Origin of the sequence: Actinoplanes sp. NPDC089786, from assembly GCF_040684855.1 — a bacterium.
In the GTDB taxonomy this organism is placed as follows: domain Bacteria; phylum Actinomycetota; class Actinomycetes; order Mycobacteriales; family Micromonosporaceae; genus Actinoplanes.
In genome coordinates, this window is the sequence record NZ_JBFBGU010000018.1 from 83208 (window position 1) to 97360 (window position 14153).

General features: G+C 71.4%; 11 protein-coding genes. 8 read left to right on the forward strand and 3 right to left on the reverse strand.

From position 1 onward, the window contains the following. Positions 1-29: 29 nt before the first annotated feature. On the forward strand, positions 30-626 hold the full coding sequence (locus AB0O15_RS35460; RefSeq protein ID WP_364328080.1) for a dihydrofolate reductase family protein: 597 nt from the start codon (positions 30-32) through the stop codon (positions 624-626). Here AB0O15_RS35460 and AB0O15_RS35465 read toward each other — a convergent pair. Next, positions 595-2109, reverse strand: coding sequence for a hypothetical protein (locus tag AB0O15_RS35465; RefSeq protein ID WP_364328402.1), 1515 nt, complete (start codon positions 2107-2109; stop codon positions 595-597). The two genes, AB0O15_RS35460 and AB0O15_RS35465, sit on opposite strands and share 32 nt — an antisense overlap. Before the next feature lie 67 nt (positions 2110-2176). Here AB0O15_RS35465 and mptB point away from each other — a divergent pair, with 67 nt between their 5' ends. Together mptB and AB0O15_RS35475 are read left to right on the forward strand one after the other, a co-directional pair. Next, entirely contained in the window at positions 2177-3709 is a 1533-nt protein-coding gene (gene mptB / locus AB0O15_RS35470; protein ID WP_364328082.1) for a polyprenol phosphomannose-dependent alpha 1,6 mannosyltransferase MptB, read from the forward strand. After that, a complete protein-coding gene (locus AB0O15_RS35475) occupies positions 3706-4887 on the forward strand; it encodes a glycosyltransferase 87 family protein (RefSeq protein WP_364328085.1) in 1182 nt (393 codons plus the stop codon). Before mptB ends, AB0O15_RS35475 begins: the two co-directional genes overlap by 4 nt. Here AB0O15_RS35475 and AB0O15_RS35480 read toward each other — a convergent pair. Beyond that, positions 4820-5845 carry a LacI family DNA-binding transcriptional regulator gene (locus tag AB0O15_RS35480; RefSeq protein ID WP_364328088.1) on the reverse strand — a complete coding sequence of 342 codons (1026 nt, stop codon included), beginning with the start codon at positions 5843-5845 and terminating at the stop codon, positions 4820-4822. The two genes, AB0O15_RS35475 and AB0O15_RS35480, sit on opposite strands and share 68 nt — an antisense overlap. A 240-nt stretch (positions 5846-6085) precedes the next feature. On the opposite strand from AB0O15_RS35480, the gene AB0O15_RS35485 reads away from it, so the two are divergent. The 5 genes from AB0O15_RS35485 to AB0O15_RS35505 all read left to right on the forward strand — a co-directional run bounded on the left by AB0O15_RS35485 (position 6086) and on the right by AB0O15_RS35505 (position 11119). Then, positions 6086-7369 (forward strand): ABC transporter substrate-binding protein, encoded by a 1284-nt coding sequence (locus AB0O15_RS35485; protein ID WP_364328091.1) that lies wholly within the window; start codon positions 6086-6088, stop codon positions 7367-7369. A gap of 69 nt (positions 7370-7438) precedes the next feature. Then, a complete protein-coding gene (locus AB0O15_RS35490; protein ID WP_364328094.1) occupies positions 7439-8422 on the forward strand; it encodes a sugar ABC transporter permease in 984 nt (327 codons plus the stop codon). Then, positions 8419-9297: a carbohydrate ABC transporter permease gene (locus tag AB0O15_RS35495; protein WP_364328096.1), complete on the forward strand. Its 879-nt coding sequence runs from the start codon at positions 8419-8421 to the stop codon at positions 9295-9297. Before AB0O15_RS35490 ends, AB0O15_RS35495 begins: the two co-directional genes overlap by 4 nt. Before the next feature lie 104 nt (positions 9298-9401). After that, a complete protein-coding gene (locus tag AB0O15_RS35500; RefSeq protein WP_364328099.1) occupies positions 9402-10331 on the forward strand; it encodes an ATP-binding cassette domain-containing protein in 930 nt (309 codons plus the stop codon). Then, positions 10328-11119, forward strand: a complete 792-nt coding sequence (locus AB0O15_RS35505; RefSeq protein WP_364328102.1) for an ABC transporter permease — start codon at positions 10328-10330, stop codon at positions 11117-11119. Before AB0O15_RS35500 ends, AB0O15_RS35505 begins: the two co-directional genes overlap by 4 nt. Here the strand turns inward: AB0O15_RS35505 and AB0O15_RS35510 are convergent. Further along, positions 11045-14128, reverse strand: coding sequence for a BTAD domain-containing putative transcriptional regulator (locus tag AB0O15_RS35510; protein ID WP_364328105.1), 3084 nt, complete (start codon positions 14126-14128; stop codon positions 11045-11047). The genes AB0O15_RS35505 and AB0O15_RS35510 overlap by 75 nt on opposite strands. Positions 14129-14153: the final 25 nt, after the last annotated feature.

Here is a 14153-nt window from a genome sequence, read left to right on the forward strand (position 1 = left end):
TCGGACACCTCATCAAGGAGTTGGGAAAAATGGGCAAGGTTGCGACGGGCGCCACGATGTCGATCGACGGCTACATCGCCGGCCCGGGCGACAGCGGGTTCGACCTGCTGTTCCAGTGGTACAACAACGGCGACATCGAGGTGCCGACCGCGATGCCCGGGCTGACCATGAAGGTCTCCCAGGCCAGCAAGGAACACCTCGACGACTGGAACAGCGCGTTCGGCGCGCTGGTCGTCGGCCGGCACCTCTACGACCTGACGAACGCCTGGGGCGGGCGGCACCCGCTGGACGTCACGGTCGTGGTGCTCACCCACCAGCCGCCGGCGGACCGGCCGGCCGCGGACGAGAACTTCGTCTTCGTCACCGAGGGCATCGAGGCCGCCGTGGCCAAGGCCAAGGAGATCGCCGGCGACCGCAACGTCGGCGTCAACGGCGGCGAGATGGCCCGGCAGGCGCTGGACGCCGGCCTGCTCGACGAGGTGCACGTCGACCTGGCGCCGGTGCTGCTCGGCGCGGGCACACCGTATTTCCCCAGCCTGGGCGTCAAGCCGGTCCAGCTCGCGGGCCCGATCAAGATCGTCGAGGGTACGGGCGTCACGCACCTGACGTACGCAGTGCCGAAGTGAGCCGGTAGCGACCGGGGCCGGGGACCCGGACGCGGGTCCACACCCCGGCCGGCTCCACCACCGCGGGCGGCTCGACCCGCAGCCAGCGGTAGTAGCGCACCCGCACCATCACGTCGCCGGCCGCCGGAGCGTCGAAGGTCACCGACGCCCCGGCCTGCTCGACCGTCACCGCCGGCGGCGCCACCACCGGCTCGGCGTCCACCACCGCGTAGAGCCGCCAGTGCTCGTCCGACCACACCTGCCGCAGGTAGGGCAGGCCACCCTCGACCAGCGCCGCCTCGGCCCGCCCGGGCCAGGAGAACTCGGCGTCGGGCAGGGCGACGTACTGCACCGACGTCTCGGCCAGCCAGGCGCGGTAGCTGTCGGCGGTGAGCTTTACGCCCGTACCCGAGGCACCGGGCACCTTCTCGAAGAACAGCGGGTTGCGGTCGATGTCGGCCTGCCGGAGCCAGCCCCGGGCCAGGGGCACGTCACCCAGGTGGGCGGCCTCCCAGTAGTCCCGGGTCGGCGGCACCTCGACCCGGCCGGTCAGCGACACCATCGCCAGCCGGTCCCGCAGCGGCCGGAAGTACGCCGGGTCCGAGGTCGGGTTGCCGATGTCCCGCACGTCACCGACGACCACCGGGGACAGCAGCGCGCACACCGCCACCAGCGCCGGCGGCACCGCCCACTTCGGAACCCTCGCGTACGCGGCGAGCACCGGCAGCGCGAACATGGTCACCAGCCGGGTCGCGTTGAGCCCGACCGGCGTGTGGATCAGCCACGCCGCCAGCACCCCCGCCGCCGACAATGCCGCCCCGATCCGCACCGCCCGCTGTGTGGCGAGCAGTGCCACCAGCACGCTCACCCCCGCCGACCGCAGCATGTCCTGAAGGCTGATGTTCATCCAGCCCCCGTCGCCGAAGAGCAGCGCCGCCACCCCGACCGGCACCGCGGCCGGCACGGCCACCAGCAGCCCGTCCCGGACCCGCCCCGCGAGCAGCAGCGCCGCGCCCGCCAGCCCGACGAACAGCCCCGCCACCGGCGACGTCGCCCCGGCCAGCAGCGCGACCGGCGCCGCCAGCCAGGCCGCTTTCCGGTAGGTGAGGAGCAGCAGCGCCCCGAGCCCGAAGCAGACCCCGAGGCCGTACGTGACCCGCCCCGACACCAGGTTGCCGGCGATGCACGCGGCACCGATCAGCGAGCCCAGCCACGGTCGGGGGGCGCTCACCCTCCGCAGCAGGACAGCGAAGATCGCCGCGGCGGCGACCAGCGCCAGCGCACCGGTCACCCGAACACCCAGCGTGGCCATCACCGGCTGGGACACCAGGCTGTAACCGAGCTGGTTGACGCCGCCGTACCAGCGCAGGTCGACCGGCGCCCAGCCGTGGTCGGCGAAGAACCCGGCCCGTGCGACCTGGGCCGACAGGTCCGACCCCAGGGGCGGCAGCACGAGATAGACCGCCGCGAGCGCCACCGCCCACCCGGCCGTCACCCACTCCAGCCGGCGCCGCGCCCACACGCCGCCGACCCTACCGGTGGTTGCTTCGCGTCACGGTAGGGTGGCCGCCATGCCCGGCCCCGCAACCCTCCGCTATGGGGGACTGGCCGGAAGCCTGCTGCTGGCCGTGGCCGCCTACGTCCGCGGCGCCCACACTCCGTGGTCGCCGCCCATGACCGCCCGCACCATCCTCTCCGGCGCCGACGGCTGGCTCGTGCCGCTCTGCTGGCTCGCCGGGACGCTCCTGCTCGTGGCGGCGTGGTGGCTCGGCCGCCACCGGGTGCCGTCGCTGCGCTGGGCCTACGTGACGGCCGCGCTGTGGGCGCTGCCGCTGCTGTTCGTGCTGCCGCTGGGCAGTTACGACGTCTACTCGTACGCCTGCCAGGGCTGGGCGCTGACCGCCGGCCACGATCCCTACGCGGCCGGCGTGGCCGCGTACCAGTGCCCCTGGCTCGACGCCGTCGCACCCACCTGGCGCTCCTCGCCGGCCCCCTACGGCCCGGTCTTCCTGCTGCTGGCGGCCCTGACCACGGTGGCCGGCGGTTCCCTGACCGGCACGCTCGCCCTGCTCCGGGTGATCGCCGTGCTCGGCGTCGTCCTGCTCGCCGCCGGCCTGCCGGCCCTGGCCCGCCGCCACGACGTCGACCCCGGCCGCGCGGTCTTCCTGGCCGTGGCTTGCCCCCTGGTCCCGATCCACCTGATCTCCGGCGCCCACAACGACGCCGTGATGGTCGGCCTTCTGGTCGCCGGCCTGGCCCTGGTCTTCCGTGAGCGACCGGCCTGGCTGCTCGCCGCCGGTGCCCTGATCGGCCTGGCCGGCGGCGTGAAGGCGACCGCCCTGGTCGTGCTGCCCTTCGTCGTGCTGCCGCTGCGCCGGAACTGGTGGGTCGCCCTGGGCGCCGTTCTGTCGCTGGGCCTGGCGTCACTGGCCTCCGGGCTGGGTTTCGGCTGGCTCTTCGCGCTGGCCGGCAGCGGCGTCTCGGTCCAGTGGACGTCCCCGCCCACCGCCGTCGGCATGACCGCCTCCCTGCTCGGCGCCGGCGACACCGCGATCACGGTCGCCCGCCTGGTCGGCCTGGCCGCGCTGGCGCTACTGCTCATCACCCTCTGGTGGCGCTTTGCTCTGCGCACCCATACTCACCCCCTGGTCGTGCGCCAAGGGTTGCCGGAGAGTGCGCAGGTCAGGGGGGCTGAGGCGGTTGATCCCGACCCGGAAGTGCCGGTGGGTGCGCAGGCCGGTGAGAGTCATCAGCGCCGGCCGGCTCGCACGAACACGCAGGTCAGCGCGAGACGCGGCGTTGTCGCGCGCCTAGAGGTGAGTATGAGTGCGCAGAGCAAAGGGGCCGGGCTGGCGTTGGTGGCTACCGTGGCGCTGGCGCCGGTATTTCACCCCTGGTATCTGACGTGGCCGCTGGCGGTGCTCGCGGCGACGCTACGCAGGGACACGCGGTGGCTGGTCGTGCCGTGTGCGGTGGCGTCGGTGCTGTGTCTGCCGGATGGTTACAACCTGGCGCTGGCCGCCAAGGCGCAGGGCGCGATCGCGATGACGGTCGTGGTGGTGGGTGTGGTGGTCTACGCGGTGCGGTGGCGGCGACGGTCATGAAGAAGCGGGTCGCCGCCGTCGCCGGCCTGGCGGTGGTCACGCTGGTCGTGCTGTGGCTCAGCGAGCGGCGGAACACCTGGTTCGACGCGCGGGTCTACTACGGGGCGATCAACTACTGGTTCGACGACGGCGGGATGGTCTACGACTTCCTGCGGCTCAACTCGCCGTACGGCTTCACCTATCCGCCGTTCGCGGGGCTGGTGATGGCGCCGATGGCGGTGGCGCCGTTCCCGGTGGTGCTGGTCGTCACCACGGTGGCCACGGTGGGCGCGACGGTGTTGCTCGTGCGCTGGCTGAGCCCGGGCAAGGGCTGGTTCGGGCCGGCGGTGGGGGTCGGGCTGGCGCTCTGCTTCGAGCCGGTGCGCGAGACGATCACGCTCGGACAGGTCAACATGGTGCTGCTCGTGGTGGTGGCGGCGGATCTGCTGTTCGGGCTCAGCGCGGGGCGGCGCTGGGCCGGCGTGGGGGTCGGGCTGGCCACCGCGATCAAGCTCACGCCGGGGGTGTTCATCGTCTATCTGCTGGTCACGCGCCGGTGGAGGGCGGCCTTTACGGCGATGGGTACGGCCGTCGCGGCGACCCTGGTGGCCGCGGCGATCTTTCCGGATCAGTCGCGGGAGTTCTGGACGGCCGCGCTGTGGGACACCGATCGGGTCGGCGATCTGTCGTATGTGTCCAATCAGTCGCTGCGGGGCTTCGTGGCGCGGTTGCCGTTCGAGGGCTCCGCGACGTACATCTGGATCTGTCTGGTTTTGATCGCACTGGGGTGGTGGGTGTGGCGGGTCCGGAGGGCTGATGTCGTCGGCGGGCTGGCGCTGACCGGCGTGCTGAGCTGCCTGATCAGTCCGGTGACCTGGGTCCACCACTGCGTGTGGCTGCTGCCCGCGCTGATCCGTTGCCTCAGCGGCGGAGGCGAAGGCGGAGCTGGCGGAGGCGGCGGAGGCGAAGGCGGAGGCGAAGGCGGAGGCCGCGGGCGCGGGGTCAAGGCGCTGGCGGTGAGCGCCTATCTGGTGATGACGTCCCGCCTGCTGTGGCTGTGGGAGAACCCGCCGCGACCGCCGGTGGAGCTGGTCGGGAGCAACCTGTACGTCTATTTCTCGGCCGCGCTGCTCATCTGGACCCCGCCGGTGGCGGCGCCGTGCTCCCGCGTGGGATCAGGTGAGCTGCGCCGGCCCTGAGGTGGCCGACGTTGTCGCCGGCGATGGTGGCCAGCAGCTGGCGGGCGGCGTGGGCGCCGTACTCGGCGATGTCCCGTCTCAGCGCGCTCAGCGGCGGGTGGACCAGGCTCGAAAGGGGCGAGTCGTCCCAGGCCACGATCGACAGGTCGGCGGGTACGCCGATGCCGAGCTCCTGGGCGACGGCCAGCCCGGCGACGGCCATCACGTCGTTGTCGTAGATGATCGCGGTGGGCCGGTCGTCCCCGGTGAGCAGCCGCCGGGTGGTGACGCTGCCGCCCTCGCCGGTGTAGTCGGAGAAGACCGAGACCGCCGACTCCATCCCGACCGTGGCGCAGACCTCCTCGAACGCTCGCGTCCGGGTCTGCGTGTGCAGCAGCTCGGGCATGCCACCGACCCGGGCGATCCGCCGATGTCCGAGAGTGGACAGATAGCGCACCACCTCGGTGATGGCGGGGGCGTCGTCGGACCAGACCTGGCTGATCGGCCCGGTGTCGCCGGGCCCGCCGATCACCACGGCCGGCAGGCGCAGGTCCCGGAGCACCGGGATGCGGACGTCGTCGCCGCGTAGGTCGGTGACGAACACGCCGTCCACCCGGCGCTCGCCCCACCAGCGCCGGTAGACCGCGATCTCGTCGGCCGGGGTGGACACCACCTGGATCGTCAGGGCGAAGCCGCGCGCCGCCAGCTCGGCCTCGAACCCGCTGATCAGGCGCATGAAGAAGGTCTCGACGGCGAGGATCTCGGCCGGCCGGCAGAGGGTCATGCCGACCGCGCGGGCGCTGGCGCCGGACAGCGCCCGGGCCGCGTTGCTGGGGTTGAAGCCCAGCTCCCGGGCGATCGCGACGATGCGCTGCCGGGTCGCGTCGGAGACGCCGCGCCGTCCATTGAGGGCATAGGAGACGGCGCCCTTGGAGACCCCGGCCCGTTGGGCGATGTCGGCGATCGTCGGCCGCTTCATGTGATCTCCCCGGAACCCGTATGGCCTGGTCACTTGACCGATTAAGTGGCTCAGGCCACAACACTAAGGGTCATGTAGCGGTGGGGCAACGCCGGATTTATCCGCCTTACCGAGCACCAGAGGTCATCTGGACATCGTGCCGTAACACGGTATTGACACCGATCGACGGGCGTCATACGGTCGCGCCACTTACCCGGTTCAGTAACGTCATTCGGCTCATTGCTCCAGGGGGAGGCCCACATGGGACGGTTCGGTACACGAGGCGGCGCGCTGGTGCTCGTGACAGCGCTGGCGTTGTCCGGCTGCAGCGGCGAGAAGCTGTCGGGCGGTGGTGGCAGCGGCGACGCGACCGCCGGCGCCGTGACTCTCAAGGTCAACTTCTGGGGTGACTTCGGGCTCAACGACCTGAAGGCGCAGTACGAGAAGGAGCACCCGAACGTCAAGATCGTGCTCAACTCGGGCGAGTTCAACGCCCAGCACGAGGACCTGCAGAAGAAGCTGGTCGCCGGCAACGGCGCCCCGGACGTCTCGGCCATCGACGAGGGCTTCGCCGTGCAGTTCCGCGGCCAGTCCGACAAGTTCGTCAACCTGCTCGACAAGGGCGCAGGCTCGTACCAGGCGAAGTATCTCGACTGGAAGTGGAAGCAGACGCTGTCCCCGGACGGCAAGACCCAGATCGGGCTCGGCACCGACGTCGGCGGCCTGGCCATGTGCTACCGCAGCGACCTGTTCAAGGCGGCCGGCCTGCCCACCGACCGGGCCGAGGTCTCCAAGCTGTGGCCCGACTGGCCGTCGTTCATCAAGACCGGCCAGAAGTACACCCAGGCCACCGGCAAGAAGTTCATCGACTCGGCCAGCAACATGTTCAACCCGGTGATCGCCCAGCAGCCGCAGGGCTTCTACAACGAGCAGGACCAGCTCCAGATGGACGGCGGCCCCAAGGTCGCGTTCGACGTGAGCATGCAGGCGATCAAGGCCGGCCTGTCGGCCAACCTGGTCAGCTTCCAGCCCAACTGGGACCAGGGCTTCAAGAAGGACCAGTTCGCGGTGCTGGCCTGCCCGGCGTGGATGATCGGCCACATCCAGGAGACCGCGCCCAACCAGAAGGGCAAGTGGGACATCGCCTCGATCCCCGGCGGCGGCGGCAACTGGGGCGGCTCCTTCTGGACCATCCCCAAGCAGGGCAAGAACGTCGACGAGGCGTACAAGTTCGTCGAGTGGATGGTCCAGCCGGCGCAGCAGATCTCCATCTTCAAGAAGGTCGGCAACCTGCCCTCGCAGCCCGCGCTGTACAAGGATCCGGCGGTGCTCGACTACAAGAAGGAGTTCATGAGCAACGCGCCCACCGGCCAGATCTTCGCGGCCACCGCGGAAAGTCTGAAGCCGCAGTATCTGGGCAAGAAGAACGGCCCGACCCGGGTCGCGGTGGAGAACGTCATCACCCGGGTGCAGCAGGGCAAGCTCTCGCCGGACGCGGCGTGGCCGGTCGTGGTCAAGGAAGCCGAGAAGGCCGCCAAGTCCTGATCGACGACCGTGGCGGGGCGGCCTGAGGCCGTCCCGCCCCTCCGCGACGTGAAGCGAAGGAGCGAGCCCGTGACCCTCACCCGCACCGACCCGCCACGCCAGGCCGAGCAGCAGTCGCCCGAGCCGAGGCGAGCGCGGAACTGGCTGCACCGCTTCGACATGAAGCGCACGCCGTACCTGCTGATCGCGCCGTTCTTCCTGTTCTTCGCGGTCTTCGGCCTGTTCCCGATCATCTTCAACGGCGTCGTGGCCCTGCGGACCTGGCGGCTGGACGATCCCGGCCAGGACGGCTGGGCCGGCCTGGACAACTTCGCCAAGCTGCTCGGCGACTCCGACTTCTGGAACGCGCTGCTGAACACGTTCGGCATCTTCGTGCTGTCCACCGTGCCCCAGCTGCTGATCGCGCTGATGCTGGCCAACCTGCTCAACCGCCGGCTGCGGGGCACCACGTTCTGGCGGATCGGCGTGCTGCTGCCGTACGTCACCCCGGCCGCCGCCTCGACGCTGCTGTTCTCGGTGTTCTTCGCCCGCGACAACGGCATGGCCAACTGGTTCCTGTCCCTGGTCGGGTTCGGGACCGAGAACCCGATCGACTGGCGGGCCGACAAGTGGAGCTCGTGGATCGCCATCGCCACCATGGTCAACTGGAAGTGGATCGGCTACAACGCGCTGCTCTACCTGTCCGCGATGCAGTCCATCCCGAAGGACATCTACGAGGCCGCGGCGGTCGACGGCGCCGGGCCGTGGCGGCAGCTCTGGCGGATCACGGTGCCGATGATCCAACCGGTCGTGATCTTCACCGTGGTGCTGTCCACCATCGGCGGCCTGCAGCTGTTCAACGAGCCGATGCTGTTCGACGCGAACCCCCAGTCGGCCAGCGGCGGTTCGGACGGGCAGTTCCAGACCATCGCCCAGCTGATCTACCAGGTCGGCTGGAAGAACCTCAATCTCGGGTACGCGGCCGCGATGTCCTGGGCCCTGTTCCTGATCATCCTGATCGTGGCCGGCGTCAACGCGCTGGCCACCAACCGGCTCAGTGGAGGCCGTCGATGAGCACGTCCCAGCTGGTCCGGCACGGCCGCGAGATCGGCCGGGCGCCGCAGGACACCCGTGGCACCTGGAAGACCTACCTCTCGCTGACCGCGATCCTGCTGATCTCGGCGTTCCCGGTGTACTGGATGTTCGTCATCGCCACCAGCACCGAGGAGGCGGTCTCGCAGATCCCGCCGTCGGTCGTACCCGGCACGCAGCTGCTCGCCAACCTGCGTGAGGTCTTCACCCTGCAGGACGTCTACTTCACGGCGTCGCTGATCAACAGCGCCATCGTCTCGTCGGTGGTCACCGCGTCCGTGCTGTTCTTCTGTTCCCTGGCCGGGTTCGCCTTCGCCAAGCTGCGCTTCCGCGGCCGCAACGGGTTGATGATCGTGGTGATCCTGACGCTCACCGTGCCCAACCAGCTCGGCGTGGTCGCGCTGTACATCCTGATGGGCAAGCTGGGCTGGAACGGCACCCTGCTCGCGGTGATCGCGCCCGGGCTGGTCACCGCGTTCGGCGTCTTCTACATGCGCCAGTTCATCCTGCAGGCGGTGCCGGACGAGCTGGTCGAGTCGGCCCGGATGGACGGCGCGCTGACCATGCGGGTGTACTGGAGCATCATCCTGCCGGCGATCCGCCCGGCCCTGGCCGTGCTCGGGCTGCTCACCTTCGTGGCCACCTGGAACGAGTTCCAGTGGCCGCTGATCACGCTCAACGGCACCGAGTTCCCGACCTCGATGGTGGCCCTGTCCGACCTGGCCAGCGGCAACTACGTGATCTACCGGCGGGTGCTGGCCGGCGCGTTCGTCGCCACCGTCCCGCTGATCGCATTGTTGCTGCTCGGTGGCCGGCAGATCGTACGCGGGATCATGGAGGGCGCCGTCAAGTCGTGAAAGCACCCATGCTGACCTGCACTGACACGACGCTGATGTCCGTGTCAGCGCCGTGTCAGGCGGTCGGCGCACTCTTCTCCCGTCGAACTCACGAGGGAGAAATCATGAACCAAGCGATCGTCGCCGAAGGGCTGGTCAAACGCTTCGGCGACACCACCGCCCTGGACGGCGTCGACCTCGAGGTCCGCAGCGGCACCGTGCTCGGGCTGCTCGGCCCGAACGGCGCGGGGAAGACCACCGCGGTCCGTCTGCTGGCCACACTGATCCGGCCCGACGAGGGCCACGCCACGGTCGGCGGTTACGACGTCGTCCGCCAGGCCCACCAGGTCCGCGGCCTGATCGGCCTCACCGGCCAGTACGCCTCGGTCGACGAGACGCTGACCGGCGCCGAGAACCTGATCCTGATCGGCCGCCTGCTCGGCATGTCCCGCCGGGACGTCAAGGCCAAGGCGCGGGAGCTGCTCGACCGGTTCCGGCTCGGCGACGCCGCCGACAAGGCGGCCGGGAAGTACTCCGGCGGCATGCGGCGACGCCTCGACCTCGCGGCCAGCCTGGTCGGCGCCCCGCGCCTGCTCTACCTGGACGAGCCGACCACCGGCCTCGACCCACGCAGCCGCAACGAGGTCTGGGACATCGTCCGCGGCCTGGTCGCCGACGGCGTCACCGTGCTGCTCACCACCCAGTACCTGGACGAGGCCGACCAGCTGGCCGACGAGATCGTGGTCATCGACCACGGCCGGGTGATCGCCACCGGAACGGCCGACCAGCTCAAGGCCCGCACCGGCGCGCAGACCGTGACCGTGCGCCCGATCGCCGAGGACGAGCTGGAGAAGGTCGCCGCCGCGGTCGAGTCGGTCGCGGCCGGCCCCATCACCCGGTCGTCCGGCCTGGTCACCGCGCCGGTCACCGACCCGGGCGCCCTGGCCCACCTGGTCCGGCGGCTCGACGAGGAGAACCTGCTCGTCGCCGAACTGTCCCTGCGCAGCCCCAGCCTCGACGAAGTCTTCCTGACCCTGACCGGTGGTACGAAATGACGACTCTGGCCGCGGAACCCCGCGTCACCCCGATCCAGGGCGTCCGGCACACGCTCACGCTGGCCTGGCGGACCCTGGTGCAGATCAAGCACAACCCGTTCGAGCTGATGGACTTCAGCGTGCAGCCGGTGATGTTCCTGCTGCTGTTCACCTACGTCTTCGGCGGCGCGATCTCCGGCTCGCCCGGCGACTACCTGAAGTTCGGGCTGGCCGGGATCATCGTGCAGAACCTGCTCTTCGCCACCATGAACACCGGCGTCGGGCTGAACACCGACCTGACCAAGGGCGTCTTCGACCGGCTGCGGTCGCTGCCGATCGCCCGGTTCGCGCCGCTGGCCGGCCGGATCGTCGCCGACGTGGTGAAGCAGGCGTGGGCGGTGGCGCTGCTGCTGATCGTCGGCGTGATCCTCGGCTTCCGGTTCGGCTCCGGCCCTCTGGACGTACTCGCCGCCTTCGGTCTGCTGTTGTTCTTCGGTTTCTGCGCCTCGTGGATGTCGGTGCTGGTGGCGATGCTGGTGAGCGCGCCCGAGAAGGTGCAGATCTTCGGGTTCACGCTGCTCTTCCCGCTCACCTTCGCCAGCAACGCGTTCGCGCCGACCGCGACCATGCCCGGCTGGCTGCAGGCCTGGGTGAAGGTCAACCCGGTGACGGTGCTCGCCGACGCGGTCCGCGGCCTGCTCAACGGGGGCGACGTGTCCGGCCCGGTGACCCAGTCACTGCTCTGGGCGTGCGGCTTCCTGGTGGTCTTCGCCCCGCTGTCGGTCTGGGCCTTCCGCCGCCGGGTGTAGGCCGGTCGCCTCCCGGATGGTCGCCGGGGTGACCCGCAGACCCTCGTCGTAGCAGGCCTCGAAGCCCGCGTCGCCCAGCGCGGCGCGGGCTTCGGCGGTCAGCCGCCCGACGTCCGGCAGCGAACGGTCGAGCGAACCGCGGATGCCGTCGGCCGCGCCCAGCAGCAGGGCCGCCCGTCGCGCGTCACCCTCCCGCAGCACCAGGTCGGCGCATCCGGTCAGGACGAGCGCCATCACCGGCTGGTCGGACGAGGTGACGGCCAGCTCGACCGCCTCGGTGTGCAGCCGCCGGGCCAGGGTCAGGTTCCCGGCGGCGGCCTCGATCAGCCCGCGGGCTGATCGGGCGATCGAGGCGAACTGCGGCGCGAACAGGCCGGGCGGCATCTGCTTCATCGCGCGGCCGGCGTGCTCCCGCGCCGCGTCCAGGTCACCTTCCAGCCGGGCCAGGGTCGCGGCGGCGTACTCGACCGAACCCATCACCTCGGCCAGCCCGATCTCCTCCGCGGACTCCCGCGCGTCCTTGACCATCCGCCGCGCCTCGGCGCGGTCGCCGGCCATCCACAGCTGATGGGCCAGCTTCACCTGCACCTGCGGGATGTCCTCGCGGATGCCCACCTCGCGGATCAGCCCGATCGCCTCCCGCTGCCAGCGCACCGCCTGCGCGAAATCGCCCTGGGCGGCGGCCAGGTCGCCGAGCTGGCTGAGCGAGAACCCGATGCCCCAGCGCTCGCCGATCGACCGGAAGATCTCCAGCGCCGTACGCAGCTCGGCGGCGGCCTTCTCGACGCTGAACCCGAAGTTCAGCATCAGCTGGCCGTTCATCATCCGGGCCGTCCCGCGCAGCCACGGATCGTCGGCGTCGAAGAGCTCGGCGAGCCTGTCGAACGCGTGGGTCTCGGCCGCGGCCTGGAACATCGCGCTGATCGGGACGACCATCCGCAGCGCCGAGTTGACCGTCGTGTCGCCGGTCACCAGCCGCTCGGCCTCGCGGAACCAGGCCCGCACGTCGGGCATCGGCGCCGCGCCCTCCAGGCCGTTCATCGCGGCGAAGGCGAACGCCGTGGCCCGGTCCTCGCGATCGGCCTCGCCGGTCATCGCCAGCACGTCCCGGGCCATCATCGAGCCCTCGGCCCGGTGCCCGCTCAGCCACCAGTACCAGCCGAGCCGGGCGGCCAGCGCGAAGGCGGTCGCGGCGTCGCCGGCGTCGACCGCTCCGCGCAGGGCGGCGTGCAGGTTGTCGTGCTCGGCGTTCAGCACCGCCAGCCACTCCAGCTGCTCGGCCCGGCGCAGGTGGGGTTCCGCCGTCGCCAGCAGCTCGCCGAAATGGGCCGCGTGGGCGCGGCGCATCGGCTCGACCTCGCCGGCCTCGGCCAGCCGCTCCAGCCCGTACTCGCGGATCGTCTCCAGCATCCGGAACCGGCCGGCCCGCAGCACCAGCAGCGACTTGTCGACCAGGGCGCCGAGCACGTCGATGTCGGTGCCGCAGACCCGTTCGGCCGCGGTCACGTCGGCGCCGCCGTGGAACACCGAGAAGCGCCGCCACAGGGTGCGTTCCGGTTCGGTCAGCAGCTCCCAGCTCCAGTCGACCATCGCGCGCAGCGTCTGGTGCCGGGGGAGGGCGGCGCGGCTCCCGCCGGTGAGCAACCGGAAGCGGTCGGCCAGCCGGTCCGCGACCACGCCGGGCGGAAGGGTACGCAGCCGCGCGGCGGCCAGCTCGAGGGCCAGCGGCATGCCGTCCAGCGCGCGGCAGATCGTCTCGATCGGCCCGGTGGTCGCCGCGTCCAGGGTGAGCCCCGGCCCGGCCCGGTCGAGCAGCAGCCGGACTGCCGGGAACCCGGCCGCCACCTCGGGCGGCGCGCCCTCGGGCGGCAGCCGCAGCGGCTCGACCGGCCGCAGCCGCTCACCCGGCAGGCCGAGCTGCTCCCGGCTGGTGGCCAGCAGCCGCAACCCCGGCGCGGCCCGCAGGATCGCGTCGGCCACCCGGGCCACGTCGGCGATCAGGTGCTCGCAGTTGTCGAGCAGGATCAGCATCTCCCGCCCGGCCAGCGCCTCGCAGAGCCGGGTCAGCGGGTCGACCGTCGCCTTGTTCGAAAGGACGAGGCTGCGCAGCCGCAACGCGGTGAGGACGGCCGAGGGGATCTCGGCCGGGTCGGTCAGCGGCGCCAGCTCGACCTGCCACACCTCGCCCCGGACGCCGGCCCCGGCCTCCATCGACAGCCGGGTCTTGCCGCTGCCGCCCGGCCCGGTCAGCGTGACCAGCCGGTGCCCGGCGACCAGGGCGCGGATCTCCCGTACGTCGTCCTCCCGGCCCACGAAGCTGCTCACCGACGCCGACAGGTTCCCCCGGGGCTTGCCCCGGAGCAGCTCCAGGTGCAGTTCGGCCAGCTCGGCCGCCGGATCGGTGCCCAACGTGTCGGCCAGCCGCTGCCGGAGATCGGCGAAGACCTGCACCGCCCGGCCCGGCAGCCCCTGGTCGGCGAGCGCGCGCATCAGCAGCCCGGCGAACCCCTCGTCCAGCGGATGCCTGGCGACCAGCGCCTCCAGGGCGACCGTGACGTCGGCGCCGCGCCGCACCTGCTCGGCCAGGACGGCCCGGTGGGCGGTGCGGCGCGTCTCGGTGAGGCTGGTCGCCTCGGCCCGGGACGCCTCCGGGAAGTCGAGCTCGCCCCGCCACAGCGCCAGCGCCTCGGCCGGCCGCGCCGGGGCGAGCCGCATGAACCGCACCGCGTCGATCCGCTCCGGGTCGATGACCAGGCGATAACCGGTCGGGGCGGTGTCGATGACCAGCCCGGTGCGGCGCAGCCGGGAGACCAGCGCCTGCAGGGCGTTGCCGGCCGCGGCGGGTGGATCGTCGCCCCAGACGGCGTCGATGAGCCGATCGGTGGACAGCACCCGATTGGCGTCGAGGGCGAGAACAATCAGCAGGGTACGCAGGCGCGCGCCGGCCACCGGCACCGTCCCGCCGGTGTCGGCACGCACCTCGAGCGGCCCGAGCACCCCGATGTCCACGGGTCCGATTCTGCCCTGCCGGCCC

Bases quoted from the DNA above. Each gene is read 5' to 3' on its own strand.
- AB0O15_RS35495 (WP_364328096.1), top strand. From the start codon at position 8,419: ATGAGCACGTCCCAGCTGGTCCGGCACGGCCGCGAGATCGGCCGGGCG.
- AB0O15_RS35505 (WP_364328102.1), top strand. From the start codon at position 10,328: ATGACGACTCTGGCCGCGGAACCCCGCGTCACCCCGATCCAGGGCGTC.
- AB0O15_RS35475 (WP_364328085.1), top strand. From the start codon at position 3,706: ATGAAGAAGCGGGTCGCCGCCGTCGCCGGCCTGGCGGTGGTCACGCTG.
- AB0O15_RS35460 (WP_364328080.1), top strand. From the start codon at position 30: ATGGGCAAGGTTGCGACGGGCGCCACGATGTCGATCGACGGCTACATC.
- mptB (WP_364328082.1), top strand. From the start codon at position 2,177: ATGCCCGGCCCCGCAACCCTCCGCTATGGGGGACTGGCCGGAAGCCTG.
- AB0O15_RS35485 (WP_364328091.1), top strand. From the start codon at position 6,086: ATGGGACGGTTCGGTACACGAGGCGGCGCGCTGGTGCTCGTGACAGCG.
- AB0O15_RS35480 (WP_364328088.1), bottom strand. From the start codon at position 5,845: ATGAAGCGGCCGACGATCGCCGACATCGCCCAACGGGCCGGGGTCTCC.
- AB0O15_RS35500 (WP_364328099.1), top strand. From the start codon at position 9,402: ATGAACCAAGCGATCGTCGCCGAAGGGCTGGTCAAACGCTTCGGCGAC.